Here is a 19,479-nt window from a genome sequence, read left to right on the forward strand (position 1 = left end):
ACACAAATAACTAAAAAAAATAAATATTAATGCGCTGAGCTAAGGTCGATCTTCTCGCCCTTGCCTTTGCGTTCTCTTACGAATAATACGAACGGGATACAGATGAGGAACATCAATCCTAAATAAAGGAAAACATCCATATAAGAAAGTACTGTAGCCTGTTTCGTAACGCCATAATCCAGAATCTGATAAGCCGACTGAAGTGCTTTGTCCGGCGCCATTCCTTTTGCGATGAAACTTGCCTTAAGTCCGGCAACTCTCTGTTGAACATCCAAATCGTTGACATCCAAATGTGCGACAAGTGTGCTTCTGTACAATTCACTTTTGTTGGCGATGAAAGTCGTGATCGCGGCAATCCCAAAGGAACCACCGAGCTGACGCATCATTCCTGTGAAAGCGGCACCTTGACCGATCTCAGGACCTTTCAAAGTACTTAATGATAATGAGGTGATTGGAATAAATAACAATCCCAAGCCCATTCCGCGGACAATCAACATCCAGAAGAAGGCGTCTTTCCCTGTGTCTGGTGTGATGATCTTATAACCCCAGAAACTGTAAACGAAGAATATCAATAATCCTAAGGCTACCAAGATCTGCTGTTTGACACCTCTTGTCAACAATTGTCCAATGATCGGCATCATAAAGGCGGTCGTCAACGCTGCAGGTATCATCAAAGCTCCAGATTGCAAGGCTGTCCAGCCGAGAATACTTTGTGTATAAAGTGGAACGATGAACGTGGAACCGTACAAACCAAATCCTAAAACGAAGGACATAATGGTTCCGATCCTCAGGTTTCCGTTCTTCAAAACTCTAAGTTCTACAATCGGATATTTGAAGGTGAGTTCTCTCCAAATGAAAAGGATGAAGCCTACAACTGCTGTGATGGTTAAGAAAACGATGGCTTTGCTCTCGAACCAATCGTCCTCGTGGCCTCTTTCCAAAATGTATTGCAATGAACCTACGAAGGCTGCCAACAATCCGATTCCTGCCCAATCGACATCGGAAATCGAACGTTTCTCCGAGTATCTCGGACTTTTTACAAACTGTATCGTCAATAATGTGGCGATAATCCCCAAAGGAATATTGATGTAAAAAATATAAGGCCAGCTGTAATTATCAACAATATAACCTCCCAAAGGTGGACCTAAAGTTGGACCGATAATAACACCCAGACCATAGATCGCCTGCGCCATACTTCTCTTCTCCACCGGATAGGATTCTGTAATGATCGTCTGCGAAGTCACCAAAAGTGCTCCACCTCCAATTCCCTGCATCAATCGGAAAAATACCAATTCCCAAATGTTGGTGGCATTACCACAGAGAAAAGAAAAAATCGTGAATATAATGATGGACGCCGCAAAATAATTTCGTCTTCCGAACTGCTGAGACAACCAGCTTGTCATCGGAACGATAATGACGTTACCAATGGCATAAGCGGTGATGACCCAACCCACTTCGGAAAGTGTGGCACCAAGATTACCTTTCATTTCATTAAGGGCCACATTCACGATCGTGGAATCTACAATCTCCAGAAGGGCGCACATAATGGCGGTGATGGTAATAATGGTTCTGCGGAATCCATATTCTACTAATGAATCGTCTTGCATAATTTCTGAGTTGGAAGACAGAGGCTGGAAGATGGAAGTTTAAAACTTCGTGTTTCCCTTTTCCGGCTTCCTTATTTTATTATTTTAATGAAACCGTTGTTTGAACATTCATCCCAACGCGTAGTTTCTTCATAATATCTTCATTAAGATTATCAAACGTAATCTTCACCGGAAGTCTCTGAACTACTTTCACGAAGTTTCCACTGGCATTGTCCGGAGGAAGCAATGCGAATGCAGAACCTGTTGCCGGAGAGAAAGAGCTGATCGTTCCCTGGAATTTTTGATCAGGATAAGCATCGATCTCGATCTCTACTTTTTGTCCTTCCACCATTTTTTCAACCTGTGTTTCTTTGAAGTTGGCAACCACCCATTTCTGATTGCTCAATACCACACTGAACAACTGAGAACCAGCCTGGATAAACTGTCCTGCCTGAACTGGAATTTTAGAAACATAACCACTTTCTTTCGCCGTGATCACTGTGTAGGAAAGGTTCAACTTAGCCGTTTCCACTTCCACTTGTCTTTGTTTCAAAGTAGAATTGGCAATACCGATATTCTGATAAGTCGCATTGGACTGAGAAGTCACCACGCCAGTCTGAACATTGGCCTGATTTTTCTGATCTACCAAAACCTGAAGTTGTTTCTGAGCGGTTTGATAAGCTGCAGAAGCCTGCTCGTATTGTTGTTGCGTGATCGTGTGGTCTTTTACCAATTCAGTATATCTTTTCATATCCTGCTCTGTTCTCCAAACATTCACTTTTGCAGCTTCAATCTGTGCATTGGCTGTTTGAACGGCTGCTCTGGAATTATTGATCCCTGAAGCTGCAGCCTCTGAACCTGCGTGCGCGGAAGCGACATTACTTTGAGCTGTTCCCAAAGCTGCTTCCGCCTGAGAAACTGCCATTGTCTGATCTCTGTTATCCAGGATGATCAATGTATCTCCTTTTTTCACGAATTGATTGTCTTTCACTTTAACCTCAGAGATGTAACCTGAGATCTTAGAGATTACTGGACTCACGTCTGCTGCAATCTGTGCATCATCAGTCTCCTCGTGGGCTTGTCCATATTGATATTGTCTGAAACCAAAGAAAGCCGCTGCCAAAACTGCAACTGTAAGAACGATGTAGAAAACCGGACTTTTTTTCTTTTTCACAGGAACTTCGCCCTGCTCGAATTTTATATTGTCTTGTGCCATTATTTTTTTATTTAAAGTTTTTTATGTTCTAAGTTTAGAGTTCGTTATGTTATCAATTATCGTTGATCGATTATCAATTATTAGTAATTGTTCCTGTAGTTTGTAATAATTTTTTGTGAGCCAATGCTGCGTCTGCTTTTGACGTGACCACGTTGACGTTAGCCGTGATCTTTGCTGTGTCAGCATCTAGAAGGTTGGTGATGGTTTCCAATCCTGCGTTGTACTTGTTAAGTGTAATTCTGTAATTTTCCTCCGCCTGCTCCAACGCTCTTTGATAGACATCGATCTTCTTGTGGGCGTAGAGGTCATTTTGATAATCACGTCGCACTTCCAAGGTCACGTTGTCATTAAGCAAATCATTGTTCGCTGCCAATTCCTGTTCTCTAGCTTTCGACTGGATGTAACTGGAATTCTTTTTCCAGATGTTGGAAAGATTATATTGCAATCCAACGCCAACATTTACAGCATTGTAAATCGTCAAAAGTTTCGGAACATCTGCCGCTACGTAACCACCTGTGAAAGCAATCGAAGGAAGATTTTCCGCTTTTGCAGATTTGCTTCCAAGCGCTGCTGCTTTTCTTTGATAGTCCAAAGCTTTCAGATCATTTCTGTTTTCTCTAGCCAAGTTCAAATAATAATCATCCGGTTTCGTAAGGTCATCTTCTCCGATGTAATTGGAATCCACTTCGATCTCTGTGTTGTCAGGAAGTCCTAATAGCAGATCCATATTGATGTTGGCGATGCTGTAATTGTTCTCGGCTTCCATCAATTGCAATTCGATATTCGAAGTTTGAAGTTGTGCTTTCAAACGGTCATTTCTTGCGATCACGCCGTTATTTTCCAACTTGATGAAAGATTGATCTCTCTTTTGAGATGAGGTCAGATTTTCTTTCAGAAGTTTTACAACCTCATTAGCTTTGAACAAATTGTTGTAGGCTTGAGAAATGTTGTAGGCAATGGCATTCTTATCATTTTCAGCATTCAGTTTTGAAGCTTCAACGAGATATTCTGCAGATTTGATCCCGTATTTGATCCTTCCACCAGAATAGATCGGCACTGAGACATTAGCAGAACCATAAAGCACGTTGCTCACTTTTGGTCCGCCGCCAGCCATTCCCTGGATCTTCAGGTCCACGTGTGGTTCTAGTGGTAAATACAAATAACTGCCAGAAACCGTCAGTTCCGGTAATTGTTTGTTCTTCGCTGCCAAAAGGTTGGCTGTAGATTCTTCGATCTGAGCGCGGTCTATTTTTAGATTTTTGCTGTTCTCGATCCCTAATTTAACAGCTTCTTCCAGACTAATGGTTCGTTTTTCCTGAGCAGAAAAGAAACCGAAAGTTCCGACAAGAATAATTGCTGTTAAAAATTGATTCATTGTTTGCATTATTGTTGATATAATTGAGTGTAGTTTAATTTTCTTGATAACCGATGAGTGCTCTCACAACCGTTTTCACGTGAGCAGCAGCTTCCTGAAAGTATTGGCTTTCGTAAAGTTTTTCGTCAAAATCTGCGTTGTTCTTTTTCAGATATTCCTTGTACATTTTGATGCCGTGCATCGCATTGAAGATAGTTCCGGAAATCGTGCATTGCAACAGATGGAAAGATGGTCTCTTGGTGAAAATGCCTTTCTCCAATCCTATTTCTACGATTTTCTGATTAATTTCTATATAATTGATCTTCGAAGCTCTTAGGAAATTCTGAATATTTTTGTTTTGGCTGATGACCTGCTGTGTGTGGATCAACAAATAAAAATCCCGAAATTTTTGCACACGATTCACAAAATTATCGACAAAAGCGTCAATCTTTTCGATTTCTGTAAGGTCAGTGTTTTCTACGATATTCTTGGCGAAGTTGAGGCCTTCTTCCATTCTCCATTTAAAAAGCTCCTCCATCAGGTTTTCTTTGGACCCGAAATAGTAAGAGATCATTGAGACATTCACTTTCGCTTTGGCAGCAATATCTCGCACAGAAGTTCCATTATAACCGTTGGCAGCGAAGAGTTTTTCCGCGGCCATCATGATATGTTCTTCTTTTGTTGGCATATTCTTGATTTTAGCGCTGCAAAGTTAAATCAAAAAACACATTCAATCAAACATTTGTTTGATTAATTTTTTATGAACAAAATTAGAGGCTTCATTTAGAATTTAGAAGTCAGATTTAATAATGGTTTGGAGGAATATTAATGCTCAAAAAAAAATTAAAGATCTGAGTTTCGCTTGAGAGAATAGATTTTATCAACAGCAAGAAATGAGAAAATAACACCAACGAGAAGTATGAAAGACCGTACCCAATTCATATAACTCCATTCCGATGAGATGGTTTTGAGAGTTTCTGTATCGAGAATCGGTTGGGAAAGATACATCAGATCATTCCGAGGATGGAAATAAGTAAATGCCAAAATATCGCCCAAAATTGAACACACCAAAGCAATTCCAAGAAACAATCGCACAGACTTTCCTGTCTTCCAAAATAAAATCAAAGATAATAAAGTAAAAACTTGGGTAACTGGCGAAAATATCTTGAAGAAGTCGCCGGGATTTACGGTTTTGAAATATTCCCTCGCCGCTACGATGGAATTTGGAATATCACTTCTGGCAGCATCAGAAATGACTATTGAATTAAAAACATTTGCGAACAAAATACCACTCGCCAATGCAACGGAAGTGAAGAGGATTGCTTTTTTCATTTTCTGATGATTAATTTGATATAAATTTAATAATAAAAGCTATAACAAACTACAAAACAGATAATTATATATTAAAAAAAAGCGAACAACTGATGTTATTCGCTTTATGAATGATTTTTTACTAATGCAATTTTATCTCGTGGTGTAACCGCCGTTTGCAAAAATAGTTTGTCCGGTGATCCACCATCCGTCCGTTACCAAAAACTCTACCAAAGGCGCAATGTCTTTGATATCTGTCAATCCGCCCAAAGCTGAAGCCGACTTGTGATACGCAACTGCTTCCGGCGCTTCTTGTCCGTAGAAAAATGGCGTATCCATCGGTCCTGGTGCCACTGCCGAAACTGAAATTCCTCTTTCGCCAAATTCTTTTGAAGCCATTCTCGTGAAATGCTCAACTGGCGCTTTTGCTCCAGCGTATGTAGAGTACAAACCTGTGTAGGCCGCTAATAATGAAGTAACGATGGTGTTGATCTTTCCATTTTCGTTCAAATGTTTCCCCGCTTCCTGGATGAAAAAATATGCGACTTTTGAATTGATGTCGAACATCGTGTCATAATCTGCTTCCGTGGTTTCCAAAAAAGGTTTTTTCAGGACCATTCCAACCGTGTTGATGGCGATATCGATGCCGCCGAATTTTTGTTTTGTAGCTTCGAAAAGTTTAGAAATATTTTCAACTTTGGTCAAATCTGCTTGGAAGATAAAGGCCTCACCACCGGCGTTGGTAATATCTGCCAATGTTTTTTCGGCATCTACTTTTGTGCTGTCGCTGTTGTAGTGTACAGCAACTTTTGCTCCTTTAGCTGCAAAATTACGGCTCAGTAGTCCGCCTAAATTTTTTGCGCCACCTGCAATCAATACTACTTTTCCGTTTAAATCGTTTCTTGACATCTTTTATATTTTTAGAATCTTTTAATGATGCAAAGATGCAGAAGGGAAAAAATAATATCGTGGTGAACTTTTCGGAACTTTATTTTAGAATGATTTTAATTGTTCTTTGCGAAATTCCCCAGCTGTTTTGCCTGTAAATTTTTTGAAGAATTTTCCAAAATTGGAAGGATCATAAGTGAGTTTTTTTGCAATTTCTGCTATAGACAAATCGGTTTCTGTCAAGAGGAATTTAGCTTTATCAATTATTTTCAGGTCATAGAAATGGCAGGGATGATGACCTGTGGATTCTTGTACAATATCAGAAAGATGTGAGTGGGAAATATTCAATTTTGAAGCTATCTGATTGAGTTCCAAAAACTCTGGAACATCACCGTTAGAAACATCTTCTATATGTTGATCTAAAAATTTTAAATACTGGTTTGTGATTTCCTCACTGCGTTTTTTAGTTTCCTTCATCTTTTGCGTTGATTTCAGTGTTTTTATTAATGAAATCTTAAGAAAAATATTATTAAAATATTAACTCGAAGCCTTGTGAATGTATCTTGTCAATTTGATTCCCATATCTGTCAATACGATCTTGGAATTGGCGTTTCTGGAAATATGATAGGAAGCGTCCGTGATCTCCTCCACGATGGAAACAATATTGGCTCCGTGAATAAATTTCGAAAAAGCTGACCAGTTGAAGTTGCCTTCGGAAAGTTTTTTATAAACCAGATTGTCATTCCCATAATTTTGGAGCATTGCCAAACGGAAGATTTCGATACAGTAATTGAGGAATTTCATTTGTTTCTCACGGTTCCATTCGGAGATTTGGCGTGCCCATTTCACGATTTCGCGCAAAACTTCTGGTTTCTTTTTGGCCTGAAATGCATTACGAACCCATTGAATAAATAAAGTCTCAAATTCTGATGTCCCGACATTATTTTCAGATAGAAATTTCGCAAGATTCCAGTCACCTTGAGATTGATACGAAATTTCCTTGGCTGTTTCTTTATTTGGAAGGCTTTGCAAAATATCCTCATTATCGATTCTTGGGACATTCACGATTTGACATCTTGATAAAATGGTTGGCAAAATATCATTTGCACTTGGCGCACAAAGAATGATGTAGGTATTTTTAGGCGGTTCTTCCAGGAACTTCAGGATTTTATTGGCTGCAGAATCGTTCATTTTATCGGCTCGCCAAACAATGAGAATCTTGCTTCCGCCTTCAAAACTTTTGAGCATAAAACGCTGACCGATGTCCTCGGCCTCGTCTGCAGAAATGAAAAATTGCTTGTTCTCAGATTCCAGGAAACTGGTCCAGTCATCAAAAGATGAATAGGGATTTTCCAAGATCATTTCGCGCCATTGGTCAAAGTAACGCTTGCTTAGTGAAATATTTTTTTCGGTAAAAACAGGAAAACTGAAATGCAGATCAAGATGATTCAGATTCTCAACTTTGTGGACGGATGATGGATTTTCTTTCTCAAAGATTTCCTGGGCCATCGCCAAAGCCAAAGGTAAGACGCCGTAGCCCTCTTCTCCCAGAAAAAGTTGTGCGTGCCCAACTCTGGAATTTTGGATACTGTCTTGTAAAACATTTTTGAGCGCCTGCTGGCCGATAATCTTTTCCCAATTCATATGGACAAAGATAAATATTAGTTTTTAGTTGGAGATTATCGCCGTACAGATTTTATAATGAATGGATCAGGACAGGAACTCATTAATCTAAAAATAGCTATGATCCATAGTAAAATAAGTCTCAACCGTCGAAATTACTTAACAAACTTTAACCGAAATATATTTTTGCAATTCATTATTAATTAAGATATTTGCGGATTGAAATTTTAAAGGCTAAAATCGCCAAAGTTCAGGTCATCAATAGACAGAAACGGATATTGACGGATTTTTATCACCTTTAAAAAAACAATCAATATCTATATATGAAAAGAATTTTTGTTTTATCATCATTAGTTGCGGGATATTTGCTTAATGCGCAAAGTATTGGAAACTCACCGTACGGCGCTTATGGAATTGGAGATGTGAAATATGATAATACAGTGGAGACAAATGCGATGGGAGGCATCTCTACGGCTTATATTTGGGATTTTAATAACAGTTTTAATTTCCGAAACCCTGCTGCAAATACCAATTTGGAACTTACAACCATCAAGGTAGAAGGTACAAACGAGAATAATTATTACAAATCAGACTTTAACAACCTGAAGTCTACCAAACATTCTACTTATCTATCCAACATCAGTATCGCATTTCCGCTTTCCAGAAAAGTGAAATTCGGGATGGGATTTCAGCCGTATAGCTCTAAGAGTTATAAAATCCAAACAAGCGATGTGCTGAATCAGACTGATAATGTTACACAATATCACAACTTCCGAGGTGAAGGTTCCCTAAACACCATTCAGGCTGCGTTGTCTTACCAGATCACGTCTGAGTTTGCATTGGGTTTGAGATCTAATTTTTATTTTGGAAAATTGTATGACATCGAAGAGGTTAGTTTTTCTTCTGCAGAATTGATAAGCGGATACTCCAACAGTTACAGAGTAAAAGCATTCAATTTCACGTTGGGAACGACTTATCAGAAAAAAATGCCAAACGATCATAAGCTGACTTTGGGTGCAACATACACGATTGGGAACAGTGGTAATATGAAAAACATGTACACCAACAGTACTTATTTCTATTTAATCGGCGAAAACAAAGCTTACGAAACAATCATTGAGCAACAAACCAACTATGACAAAAAGTTCCTCCCTCAAGAAGGATCATTAGGTATTGGTTACGGAAAAGACACAAAATGGTTTTTGGGAACTCAGCTAGACTACAAGAAAGGAGAAAATTTCAATTTCTTGGGTAACACTCTGGCTTATCAGGACTCTTACAGATACTCAGTCGGAGGTTGGTACTTACCCAACTTTAATAACTTCCGTTCTTACTTTTCAAGAATCATCTACAGATATGGTGCATATTATGAGAAAGGAAATCTTCAGATCAATGGAACCAATATCAACAAATATGCTTTGACTGCCGGCGTTACGCTACCTTTCCAAAAAAGTGTGATCAATCGTATGAACAGCATCGATCTTGGATTGGAAGTTGGAAAAAGAGGAACGCTTGAAAATAATATGATCCAGCAGAATTTTGTAAACTTAAGAATTGGAATTAACTTTGCAAACAAGTGGTTTGAAAAGCGCTACTACAATTAATGACAGAAAATCAAAATAATCTATGAAAGATTATTGTTTCAAAATATTAAACTTAAAAACATCACAACAATTCTTTTTGTTGCTGATGTTTTTTCTTATGCAGTCCTGCGAAGAGGATCTCACGAAGATCAATCAGAATAAGAAAACCAATTTTGCTTCCACAATTATTCACAACGGAACGATCATCCAAAGAGACTCCGGCGCTGTAAAGGTAAGATTCAAAGCTCCGCTGATAGAGCAATATGAGTTGATTGACTCACCATACATCGAAGCAAAAAAAGGAATCTACCTGGAATTCTTTGACAAGAAAAACCCAAAAGTTCCGGGGAAAATCTGGGCAAAATATGCAAAAAATAACATTAAGAAAGATTTTTACTTTGCAAAAGGAAGAGTGAAAATAATCACTACAGAAGGACAAACCTTTGTCACCGAAACCATCAACTGGGACAAAAAGAAGCAACAGATGTACACCAAAGACACCGTGTTTGTTTCGGACAAAGACGGAAACATTTTGGTAGGTGCACACGGAATGGTTGCTAAAGATGACTTCTCCGAATATACATTTTTTAATAATTCAGGGAGTTTCAATTCTACCAATTTACCTGCTACAAGCAAATAATTTTTCAGACTTCAGAGCTTAAAGATTAGCATCTAGATATTCAAAAAAAACTTTTCTATGTCAACTTTTCACGCAATCGGTTTGATGTCTGGAACCAGTCTGGACGGTTTGGATATCTGTTATTCGAGATTTACACGAGACAACTCCACCTGGACTTTCGAAATTTTGAAGTGTGAAACCGTCGCCTACTCTATTGATTGGGAAGATGACCTGAAGAATGCGATTCACACTTCCAGCGAAAAGTTATTACAACTCAGTTCCGATTATGGATTTTATCTTGGAGAGAAAGCGCAGGAATTCATTTCTAAAAACAGCATTACAGATCTTGATATAATTGCCTCTCACGGACATACCGTTTTTCATCAACCCAAAAATAAATTCACTTTACAAATTGGCGATGGACGAGCGATTAAAATTAAGACTAATAAAAAGGTGGTTTACGATTTTCGAAGTCAAGATGTTTTGCTTGGTGGAAACGGCGCTCCTTTGGTTCCAATTGGTGACGAATTGCTGTTTTCCGAATATGACGCTTGCTTGAATCTTGGCGGATTTTCCAATATTTCTTTGAAGCGAGATGGGAAACGAATTGCATTTGACATTTGTCCAGTTAATATTATTCTGAACGATCTGGCTTTGAAACTCGGAAAGAAATATGATGAGAATGGTGATATGGCAAGGTCCGGAAGTATTGATTTCGAACTTCTGAATGAGTTGAATCAATTAGATTTCTATACTGAAAAAGCACCGAAATCTCTGGGAATCGAATGGATCAATGCACAGGTTTTGCCATTAATTAAAAATAAAAAATCGGAAGATCTTTTAGCAACTTTCACGGAACATTCTTCGATTCAGATTGCGAAAATATTGGATGAATTCGAAATTAAAAATGTTTTGATAACCGGCGGAGGTGCTTACAACAGCTATCTCATCGAAAAAATAAAAGCAAAGACCAAAACCAAAATTCAAATTCCTCAGAAAGAAATCATTGAATATAAAGAAGCTTTGATTTTTGCTTTTATGGGTGTTTTGAGATCATTAGATCTCAACAATGTTTTGTCATCAGCCACCGGAAGTTTGGCAGATCATTCGACCGGAGTGATTGCCAATTAAAGTTGTTCGATTTTATCTGTCAAAGAATTGATGAAATTTTGAAGCGGTTTTTCTACCATCATTTTGATAAATGGATTGAATTTCCCTTCGAATAACAATTGAACTTCGGTTTGTTTGTCGTTCAAAGGATTCATATTTCCTGTCAAAGCAAAATCAAGACTGGAGCTTGCAGATTTCAGAACGACCTCTTTATCAGATACGTTATCAATCTTCAAAGCGATTTCTGGCATTCCCTTCAATCCGAATTTAAAACCATCTTCTCTCGCTTCGAAACTTTGTAATCCTTCTGGCATTAGATCCTTATAATCTTGTGGATTCTTCAGCATTCCTGCCAATTCTGATGAAGATTTATTTACTATAATTTTTCGTCCTTCTAAATTCATTTTTTATATTTTTGTATTAATATCAAAAGCCTTACAAATGTATAAAGTTTTTATCAATGAAAAAAAAATAGTTTTGAGTCAGAAGCCTCAGGACAGTCCAAAAACATTGAATTACGATGGGACGCATAGCTTTGAATTTGCGGTAGATCTTCTTACAAATACGGCATCGCAAGGCTTGAATATTTATCATAATGATATTGAGCAGTTGTGGGCAGATTTCAAAGGATTCTTTAGAAACATAGAAGCAGCCGGTGGGATTGTTTTGAATCCTGAAAATAAAATTCTTTTCATTCACCGCTTGGGAAAATGGGATCTTCCGAAAGGAAAAATTGAAAAAGGGGAATCCAAAGAACTTGCTGCCGTGCGAGAAGTGGAAGAAGAATGCGGAATTTTCGATCTGGAACTGAAGGATTTCATCAACTCTACTTACCATATTTATACTGAGAGAAACGGCGACAAAGTCCTGAAAACGACCTACTGGTTTGAGATGTTTTACAGTGGCACGGGAACACCAAAACCGCAGATAGAAGAAGGAATCAATGAAGTGGGATGGAAAAATGAAGACGAAGTAGAAAATGAAATCTTGCCTTCGACATTCCAAAATATCAAACTGATTCTGAATGATTTTAAAAATAAAAAACCTCAATAATAATTGAGGTTTTTCTATGTTTTTATAGAAAGTCGATAATCTTCTCAAGTGCTATTCCGCGTGATGCTTTGAGCAGAATATTTTCTTCTTTGATTGGGACCAGCTGCAGTCTCTCAATCAATTCTGATGTATTAAGGAACGCATTTACTGATTGATAGACAGATTTGAAATGTGGACCAACAGTAACGATCTCATCAAAATTACAAGACTTTGCAAAATCTATGATGGCTTGATGTTCCTGCAAACTTTCTTCGCCCAACTCCAACATATCGCCAATGATAATTGTCTTGCTGCCCTCAAATGTTTTGAAATTTTCCAAGGAGACTAACATACTGCTTGGATTTGCATTGTAGGTATCCAGAACCAATGTTTTCTCTCCTTTTTTCTGAATCTGAGACCGCATATTGGAAGGAACATAATTTTCAATCGCCGCTTTTATGTCTTCAATGTTTAATTTAAAATGTAATCCCAAAGCGACTGCTGCTGAGATATTATCGTAGTTGTATTTACCTGTCAGATTAGAAAAAATTTCTGTCTCTTTGTATTTAATCCCAACAAAATTATTCTTGAAGATTGATTCAAATTGATAATCAGAGGTGGGTACTCCGAATGTTATTTTTGAAGAGTAGCTGTCTGTTTTTTCTTTTTGAATCGCATCATTTTCATTAACTAAAATTGTTTGATCATTATTTATCAAATAATTATACAACTCAGATTTTCCTTTAATGACGCCCTCGTAACCTCCAAAGCCTTCAAGATGCGCTTTCCCAAAATTGGTAATGTAACCGATGTTTGGTTTTGCAATTTCGCACAACATTTCGATTTCCTTCTGGTGATTGGCACCCATTTCGATAACCGCCATTTCGTGCTCTTTTCTGATGGATAGCAGCGTCAATGGAACACCGATATGATTATTAAGATTACCAAAAGTAAATTGTGTTTTGAACTTACTAGCTAAGACGGTGCTGATTAATTCCTTTGTTGTGGTTTTCCCGTTGCTTCCCGTAAGTCCAATGATTGGAATATCCAGTTGATCTCGGTGTAATATAGATAATTGCTGTAGAAATAGTAACGTTGAGGGAACATAAAAAATATTATTCTCAGGATCATAATAATTCTCATCTTCCATAATCACTGCTATGGCACCCTTATCAATCGCCTCCTTAGCTTTTTCAGCGGCGTTGTAATTGTCACCTGAAAAAGCAAAGAAAATGCTTCCACGTTCTATTTTTCTACTGTCGATAACAACATTTGTACTCTGCAAATAAATGGGATAAAACTCGCTAATATTCATAAATCAAAAATAAACAAATGCTGTGATTTGAAATAAAAAAAACAGCAGAAAATTCTGCTGTTTTTATATTTTACTTGGATGTAATTATCTTTTTGTACGTCCTGATTTACTGTTCTTAGCATCTTGTGCTACACGGAAACCAATCCAACCATAACCTTTCATCTGGTTTTTGAATCTTCTTTGTCCTGGATCCAACCAATAAGCTGAATCTAACCAAGAACCTCCTTTCACCACTCTGCTGTAATCATTGATCTGAGAAGTAGCTTTTACTTTTTCTTTCTGTAGTACTACGCCACCATCCTTGTTAACAATGAATTTCGGTTTAACAGAGTTGTACATATTGAATTCTGTACTATCACTTGGTGCAGTTCCTCCAGCATCTAGTGAAGACTGGTAATCACCATCTCTGTAGTTTCTGTTATCTTCTACTACTTTCTTTTCAAATTCTCCAGGTAATCCTTGGTAAACCAAACGACCGTCTGCAAGTGTATCATACTTGATGTCTACATTACCTACTTTTTTGTAAGTTCCGTCTGCATTCTTAACAGATTGAACAACAACGTTTCCTCTGAAATAATTGAAATCACTAAATTCCTCATCAATCATCGGTCTGTAGATATCTGCTACCCACTCTGCAACGTTACCGTACATTCCGTAGATTCCTAAATCGTTAGAAGGATATTGTTTAACGTCTGCTGTTGTAGGTGAACCATCATTTTTCCAACCAGCAACACCGGAGTAATCTCCTCGTCCCATCTTGAAGTTTTCAAGGTACATACCTCTATTTCTTCCTTTTGTTCCTTTGATTTTGTCTAACTGGGTATTCTTTCCAAGATAGTTATTATACTCTCTTTCTTTTTGAAGGCCAAGTGCTGCAAATTCCCACTCAACTTCTGTTGGAAGTCTGAATTTCTCAACAATTCCTGAAGATGCATTTCTATTGGCAGCTGCAATTTTTTCATTAGCAGTTTTGATTCCACTTCTTTTTTGAAGTTTCTCTTTATCAATATATGCGTCAAGTTCTGCATCATTCGATTTGAACTTATCCATATTAAAAGTAGCTCCAGCGGTAGCAGCTTTATCTGCAGAATAGATATCTTTTGATATTACTCCCTGCTTCATAAGTGCTTTTTCATTAGCTCTCTCTGTCAACCAGTCGCAATATTTTGTAGCCTGCAACCAAGATACACCTACTACTGGATAGTAGTCATACTCAGGAGATCTAAAATAAGTTTCTGCATAATCATTACGAGAAAGTTTATTGTTCCACACCAATGTATCTGGCAAAGCACCAGTGTATATATGTTTGAAGCTAGGATCTGATGAAGGGAAAACGAACTTAAGCCAAGTTGTATATTCTCTATATTCTGAGTTGGTAATTTCTGTATCGCCAATGAAGAATGAGCTCACCTGCATTCTTCTAGGTGTATTGTTCCAGTCGTGCATTACATTATCTTCCACCAATCCCATGGTGAAGGTTCCACCTTCTACATACACCATTCCTGGCCAACCTTTTTGCTTTTGTTGCTTGCCGGAAAAAAACCACCCGTCTTTTTCGTTGGGCTTCCAACCAGTCTTGCTCACAAAACCTTTTGTGCCGCCACCTTTCTTCGAGTTCCCTCCTCCACAACTTACTAACAGTAATGTAGCGCTAAAAGTAATAATCGAAAACAACCTAATTTTTTTCATAATGTGGTATAGAAATTTTCAAAGTACAAAGAAAAAGTAAATTCTTTGATTAATCAAATATTGTTTGTCTTTTTTTGATAAAACGCAATTAATTTAATTTTATTATATACCATTTTTTTAAAAAAATCGTTTATTTTGTAATCTTAAATAAAATAGCATTGATGAAATTCAAATTTTATATTTTAACTTTTTGTGTTTTCTCCATTTTTGGACACGCTCAAAAGATTTCTCTTGTATGGGACGGTTATAAAGAAATGGATTATGGAACGGAGAAAGTTACGTATCCATTTTTCAGTAATCATAATTATCAGGTGGAAGCAAATTCTATTTCTGCTAATCTTAATATCAAAACTGGAAATCAGATAACGCTAGATCAATTTGTCTGGGAAGTACTTCCTGATAAGGATATTAAAGATATAAAAATCAATTCTATAACTTCTGCACCAAGGGTAAGTGTGAATTACTTTTTTAATGAAAGTGACAACGCGGAAAACGCCAACATCAATGTGGAAGCTATAAAATTAGATAAAAACAAAATCTATAAGCTCATCTCGTTTAACATCAATCAAACTTCTAAAACTGCGGCTTCTGCCTACCGAAATAGCAGTAACAAAATTGGTAACACGGAAAATCCTTTAAAATCTGGAACCTTCTACAAAATAAAGGTTGATAAATCCGGAATTTTCAAAATTACCAAGCAATTTTTGCAGCAAAATGGTATCAATCCAGCCAATATTAATCCGAAAAATTTTAGAGTCTACGGAAACGGAGGTTTGATGTTGCCCGAGTTCAATCAATTGGTTTACGATGATCCTGTGTACGGAAGAGGCGTAAATTTGCAATATGACGCCTTGCAGGAAGACGCAATCCAGGTGATTGGCGAAGAAGATGGCGTGTGGAATGATAATGATTATGCAATCTTCTACGCACAAGGCCCTAATGGATACAACATCCACAGATCTACCAATGGAAATGGAAACAGAAGAACCGAGACTAGAGACACTCCTACAACTGATAATTTTGTAAATATCTACGAAGATTTTTCTTACTATTTCATCAACTTTGATATTGGTGAGGGCAAGAGAGTTCAGGTGATTGATACTGCCCTTCCACAGAATCTCATCACACGTTATGATGATTACCAATTCATTAATGAGGAAAAATTTAATTTAGAAAGATTAGGAAGAATATGGACTGGCGATGTGATCCCTGGAAGTCGTGAAATCACTTTCAACACAAGAAGTGCTATTAATCCGGATGACGTTATCATTTTCAAAACACAAGTCATTGGATATGAAGCACAATCAACAAAAATAGTAATTAACGTCAATGGTACAACATCCGAACCTTCGGTAGCCAGTAATGCAAAAAGTTTTGTTAAACTGAGGACTGAGAATGCTTTATATGATCAAACAGGAAATACGATCAAGTTCAATTACACTCCAAATATCAGCGGAAATCCAAATGCCAAATTTTACTTTGATTACGCAGAAGTACAGTACAAAGAAAATTTGAATTTCAATGATACTCAGATGAATTTCAGAGCGTATGATATTGTAGAGGGATCAGGCAATTCCTACGGTTTTTCTATGTCAAATGCTGCTGGCGTGGATCAAGTATGGGATGTATCGGACATTACAAACCCAAAAAAACTAACGAATAAGAATGCCCAGAATACCGTATTCAATTTTGGATATGTTGCAGGAAGTCCTTATTTTAATAATGAATTTGCAGCCTTTAAAAATTCTGCAGCTTACGAGCCTAGTTTTGTAGGGAAAGTTGATAATCAAGATTTATCTTCTATTCAAAATATAGATTACTTGATCATCACACAGCCATCGTTTTCAGCTCAGGCTGAGAGATTAGCGGCTTATCATAGGACTGCTAATAACTTCAATGTGTACGTTGCTGATGTCAATAAGATTTATAACGAATTCAGCAGCGGAAGCAAGGATATCACAGCTATCCGAAACTTTGTCACCAAGCTGAATAACCAGAAACCTCTGAAATATGTCTTCATCCTGGGAGATACTTCTTACGATTTCAAAAATAGAATTGCCCGAAACACAGATATCATTCCTAGCTACCAGAGTGAACACAGCGCTGATTTGGAAAATTCGTATGTTACAGATGATTATTTTGTAATGACCAAACCACAGACCGCAACAAAAATCACTCAAATCCTACCCGATCTACCTATCGGAAGATTACCTGCCAGCACTGTTGCAGAAGCTAAAATTATGTTGGATAAAACTTTGGCATATTATAATGCTCTACCTGGTCAATCTACCCCATTTGGTGAGTGGAGAATGAAACTTAATTTTGTAGCAGATGATGACTATGACGGAAGCGGTCCTTTTGGCATTCCTGGTCCGTTCCACAATCTTTTGGATTACAGTGTTAAAGAAAACTTTGAAACCAATACAGACAAACCAGAATACAATATTAAAAAGCTCTACATGGACGCTTTTCCTGCAATTACAAGTGCCGGAGGACAAAGATTTCTCCAAGTAAATCAAGCTATTTCTAATGACATCGGTAACAGTTTGTACCTACTTTACTTTGGGCACGGTGGTATTAATAGCTGGGCTCAGGAAAGAGTTTTATCTTCTACCGAGATTCAGGGATTCAATAACTTCACATCTGTCTATAGCCGTTTTCCATTGGTATCAACTATTACTTGTGAATTCACTCTTTGGGATGAGCCAAACACAAATTCTGCAGGAGAGCAGTTTATCAAATTAGCTACAGGAGGTGCTGCAACGATGATTACTTCCAGCCGAAAAATCAGTGTAGACTATGGAAGAAAATTCACACTTCTTTTCAACACTAATATTTTCAAATTATATGCAGACGATTTCCTCCCATTAGGTGATGCACATCTCATCGCAAAGAATCAGTATTTTACAACATATAATTCTTCTCCAGACCATCTAAAGGTGAATTTCCTGGGGGATCCTGCTATGAAACTTAGCAGACCTAAAAGATTATTAACGATTGATAATGTAGAAACACCTGTACCTGGAAAAATAAGAGCGCTGGATTTTGTAACAATCAAAGGGCACGTAAATAAAGCCGACGGAACAGTGGACACTTCTTTTAACGGACGTGTGGCAATTAATATTTTTGATAAAAAAATTGAAAAAACAACGCTTAATAATGATAAGGTTGACAAAACCAAGCCACCGTATATAGATATGATATACAAATTTGTGGAGGAACCTAGTGCCATCGTGAAAGCGTCTGGAACAGTTGTCAATGGACAATATACTGTAGAATTCTATGTCCCAAAAGACATTAATTATGAAAATGGAAACGGAAGAATCCTGGCCTATGCAGATAACAAAAGCTTTGATGTTTTCACTAATGAAGTGAGAGAGATAGGCGGCATTAATCCGGATGGAATTAATGATAATGAAGCACCAGGCGTCAATCTGTATATGAACAATACCAACTTTGCCAATGGCGGAATCACAGATCAGAATCCAATGTTGCTTGCCTGTGTGAAAGATAATATGGGAATCAACTCCACTGGTGCGGGTATCGGTCACGATATTACATTTGTACTGGATGGTGACGTTGTCAATACAACAACCATTAATGATTATTTCTCTTCAGGCGATGGTAATGGCTGCAGCTTCACAGGGTTAAAGGATTACCAAAAAGGTTCTGTCACCTTTCCGCTGAAGAGTCTGACGCCGGGAGAACATCAATTGGTTTTTAAAGTTTGGGACATCAACAATAATTCTACATCATCTACGTTAAACTTTGTAGTAAAAGACGAGTCCGAGAGAAAACTGACTGTAAACAGACTTCTCAATTGGCCAAATCCTTTCACAAATAAAACCTACGTTCAGTTTGAACATAACTGTGATGATATTCTGGACGTGAATGTTCAAATCTATACCATTACTGGAAAAATAGTAAGAACATTGTCTACAAGTGTTACAGCAGAGCAAACAACATCCCTGCAAGGCTTCAGAACTCCAAGACAAGCCATAGAATGGGACGGAAAAGATGATTTTGGTGATACTGTTGCAAAGGGTACATATATTTTTAAGATATTTGCACGCAGCCAAAATCAGGAAAAATGTTCCGGAAGTGCAACAGCGGTTGAAAAAATGGTGTTATTAAAATAATAAAAACATAATAT

Annotated in this window: 16 protein-coding genes; 5 read left to right on the forward strand and 11 right to left on the reverse strand. The window is 37.6% G+C overall.

The genetic code is table 11. The features are described 5' to 3' along the window. Positions 1 to 26: 26 nt before the first annotated feature. From PQ459_17230 to PQ459_17265, 8 genes are all read right to left on the reverse strand, one after another. On the reverse strand, positions 27 to 1,607 hold the full coding sequence (locus tag PQ459_17230; GenBank protein ID WDF46631.1) for a DHA2 family efflux MFS transporter permease subunit: 1,581 nt from the start codon (positions 1,605 to 1,607) through the stop codon (positions 27 to 29). 79 nt (positions 1,608 to 1,686) lie between these two features. Further along, complete coding sequence (locus PQ459_17235) at positions 1,687 to 2,802, reverse strand: HlyD family secretion protein (protein ID WDF46632.1); 1,116 nt, start codon at positions 2,800 to 2,802, stop codon at positions 1,687 to 1,689. 73 nt (positions 2,803 to 2,875) lie between these two features. Then, positions 2,876 to 4,177, reverse strand: a complete 1,302-nt coding sequence (locus tag PQ459_17240) for a TolC family protein (protein ID WDF46633.1) — start codon at positions 4,175 to 4,177, stop codon at positions 2,876 to 2,878. Positions 4,178 to 4,211: 34 nt separating this feature from the next. Next, complete coding sequence (locus tag PQ459_17245) at positions 4,212 to 4,844, reverse strand: TetR family transcriptional regulator (protein ID WDF46634.1); 633 nt, start codon at positions 4,842 to 4,844, stop codon at positions 4,212 to 4,214. Between the two features lie 155 nt (positions 4,845 to 4,999). After that, positions 5,000 to 5,488 carry a DUF1772 domain-containing protein gene (locus PQ459_17250; protein WDF46635.1) on the reverse strand — a complete coding sequence of 163 codons (489 nt, stop codon included), beginning with the start codon at positions 5,486 to 5,488 and terminating at the stop codon, positions 5,000 to 5,002. A 132-nt stretch (positions 5,489 to 5,620) separates the two neighbouring features. Continuing rightward, a complete protein-coding gene (locus tag PQ459_17255) occupies positions 5,621 to 6,376 on the reverse strand; it encodes an SDR family oxidoreductase (protein ID WDF46636.1) in 756 nt (251 codons plus the stop codon). 84 nt (positions 6,377 to 6,460) lie between these two features. After that, on the reverse strand, positions 6,461 to 6,832 hold the full coding sequence (locus PQ459_17260) for a helix-turn-helix domain-containing protein (protein ID WDF46637.1): 372 nt from the start codon (positions 6,830 to 6,832) through the stop codon (positions 6,461 to 6,463). A 60-nt stretch (positions 6,833 to 6,892) separates the two neighbouring features. Continuing rightward, positions 6,893 to 7,999, reverse strand: coding sequence for a DNA polymerase III subunit delta' (locus PQ459_17265; GenBank protein WDF46638.1), 1,107 nt, complete (start codon positions 7,997 to 7,999; stop codon positions 6,893 to 6,895). Positions 8,000 to 8,301: 302 nt separating this feature from the next. Between PQ459_17265 and PQ459_17270 the strand changes: the two genes are divergently transcribed. From PQ459_17270 to PQ459_17280, 3 genes are all read left to right on the forward strand, one after another. Next, positions 8,302 to 9,582, forward strand: a complete 1,281-nt coding sequence (locus PQ459_17270) for a hypothetical protein (protein WDF46639.1) — start codon at positions 8,302 to 8,304, stop codon at positions 9,580 to 9,582. 85 nt (positions 9,583 to 9,667) lie between these two features. Then, positions 9,668 to 10,201 (forward strand): LPS export ABC transporter periplasmic protein LptC, encoded by a 534-nt coding sequence (gene lptC, locus PQ459_17275; protein ID WDF48741.1) that lies wholly within the window; start codon positions 9,668 to 9,670, stop codon positions 10,199 to 10,201. Between the two features lie 57 nt (positions 10,202 to 10,258). Then, positions 10,259 to 11,311, forward strand: a complete 1,053-nt coding sequence (locus PQ459_17280) for an anhydro-N-acetylmuramic acid kinase (GenBank protein ID WDF46640.1) — start codon at positions 10,259 to 10,261, stop codon at positions 11,309 to 11,311. Here the strand turns inward: PQ459_17280 and PQ459_17285 are convergent. Then, on the reverse strand, positions 11,308 to 11,694 hold the full coding sequence (locus tag PQ459_17285) for an SRPBCC family protein (GenBank protein WDF46641.1): 387 nt from the start codon (positions 11,692 to 11,694) through the stop codon (positions 11,308 to 11,310). The two genes, PQ459_17280 and PQ459_17285, sit on opposite strands and share 4 nt — an antisense overlap. Positions 11,695 to 11,731: 37 nt before the next feature. On the opposite strand from PQ459_17285, the gene PQ459_17290 reads away from it, so the two are divergent. Then, a complete protein-coding gene (locus PQ459_17290; protein WDF46642.1) occupies positions 11,732 to 12,343 on the forward strand; it encodes an NUDIX domain-containing protein in 612 nt (203 codons plus the stop codon). Positions 12,344 to 12,365: 22 nt separating this feature from the next. On the opposite strand, the gene murF is transcribed toward PQ459_17290, so the two are convergent. Together murF and gldJ are read right to left on the reverse strand one after the other, a co-directional pair. Beyond that, positions 12,366 to 13,637 (reverse strand): UDP-N-acetylmuramoyl-tripeptide--D-alanyl-D-alanine ligase, encoded by a 1,272-nt coding sequence (gene murF / locus PQ459_17295; GenBank protein WDF46643.1) that lies wholly within the window; start codon positions 13,635 to 13,637, stop codon positions 12,366 to 12,368. Positions 13,638 to 13,721: 84 nt separating this feature from the next. Then, positions 13,722 to 15,326, reverse strand: coding sequence for a gliding motility lipoprotein GldJ (gldJ, locus tag PQ459_17300; protein WDF46644.1), 1,605 nt, complete (start codon positions 15,324 to 15,326; stop codon positions 13,722 to 13,724). Between the two features lie 161 nt (positions 15,327 to 15,487). Between gldJ and porU the strand changes: the two genes are divergently transcribed. Next, positions 15,488 to 19,465 (forward strand): type IX secretion system sortase PorU, encoded by a 3,978-nt coding sequence (porU, locus tag PQ459_17305; protein ID WDF46645.1) that lies wholly within the window; start codon positions 15,488 to 15,490, stop codon positions 19,463 to 19,465. The last annotated feature ends 14 nt before the right edge of the window (positions 19,466 to 19,479 follow it).

This window comes from Chryseobacterium sp. KACC 21268 (assembly GCA_028736075.1).
Classification (GTDB): Bacteria; Bacteroidota; Bacteroidia; order Flavobacteriales; family Weeksellaceae; genus Epilithonimonas.

What these genes read in the sequence shown, in the direction of transcription:
- PQ459_17255 (WDF46636.1), bottom strand. Translation starts at nt 6,376, where the DNA reads ATGTCAAGAAACGATTTAAACGGAAAAGTAGTATTGATTGCAGGTGGC.
- porU (WDF46645.1), top strand. Translation starts at nt 15,488, where the DNA reads ATGAAATTCAAATTTTATATTTTAACTTTTTGTGTTTTCTCCATTTTT.
- murF (WDF46643.1), bottom strand. Translation starts at nt 13,637, where the DNA reads ATGAATATTAGCGAGTTTTATCCCATTTATTTGCAGAGTACAAATGTT.
- gldJ (WDF46644.1), bottom strand. Translation starts at nt 15,326, where the DNA reads ATGAAAAAAATTAGGTTGTTTTCGATTATTACTTTTAGCGCTACATTA.
- PQ459_17240 (WDF46633.1), bottom strand. Translation starts at nt 4,177, where the DNA reads ATGAATCAATTTTTAACAGCAATTATTCTTGTCGGAACTTTCGGTTTC.
- PQ459_17265 (WDF46638.1), bottom strand. Translation starts at nt 7,999, where the DNA reads ATGAATTGGGAAAAGATTATCGGCCAGCAGGCGCTCAAAAATGTTTTA.
- PQ459_17280 (WDF46640.1), top strand. Translation starts at nt 10,259, where the DNA reads ATGTCAACTTTTCACGCAATCGGTTTGATGTCTGGAACCAGTCTGGAC.
- PQ459_17260 (WDF46637.1), bottom strand. Translation starts at nt 6,832, where the DNA reads ATGAAGGAAACTAAAAAACGCAGTGAGGAAATCACAAACCAGTATTTA.
- lptC (WDF48741.1), top strand. Translation starts at nt 9,668, where the DNA reads ATGTTTTTTCTTATGCAGTCCTGCGAAGAGGATCTCACGAAGATCAAT.
- PQ459_17250 (WDF46635.1), bottom strand. Translation starts at nt 5,488, where the DNA reads ATGAAAAAAGCAATCCTCTTCACTTCCGTTGCATTGGCGAGTGGTATT.
- PQ459_17230 (WDF46631.1), bottom strand. Translation starts at nt 1,607, where the DNA reads ATGCAAGACGATTCATTAGTAGAATATGGATTCCGCAGAACCATTATT.
- PQ459_17290 (WDF46642.1), top strand. Translation starts at nt 11,732, where the DNA reads ATGTATAAAGTTTTTATCAATGAAAAAAAAATAGTTTTGAGTCAGAAG.
- PQ459_17245 (WDF46634.1), bottom strand. Translation starts at nt 4,844, where the DNA reads ATGCCAACAAAAGAAGAACATATCATGATGGCCGCGGAAAAACTCTTC.
- PQ459_17270 (WDF46639.1), top strand. Translation starts at nt 8,302, where the DNA reads ATGAAAAGAATTTTTGTTTTATCATCATTAGTTGCGGGATATTTGCTT.
- PQ459_17235 (WDF46632.1), bottom strand. Translation starts at nt 2,802, where the DNA reads ATGGCACAAGACAATATAAAATTCGAGCAGGGCGAAGTTCCTGTGAAA.
- PQ459_17285 (WDF46641.1), bottom strand. Translation starts at nt 11,694, where the DNA reads ATGAATTTAGAAGGACGAAAAATTATAGTAAATAAATCTTCATCAGAA.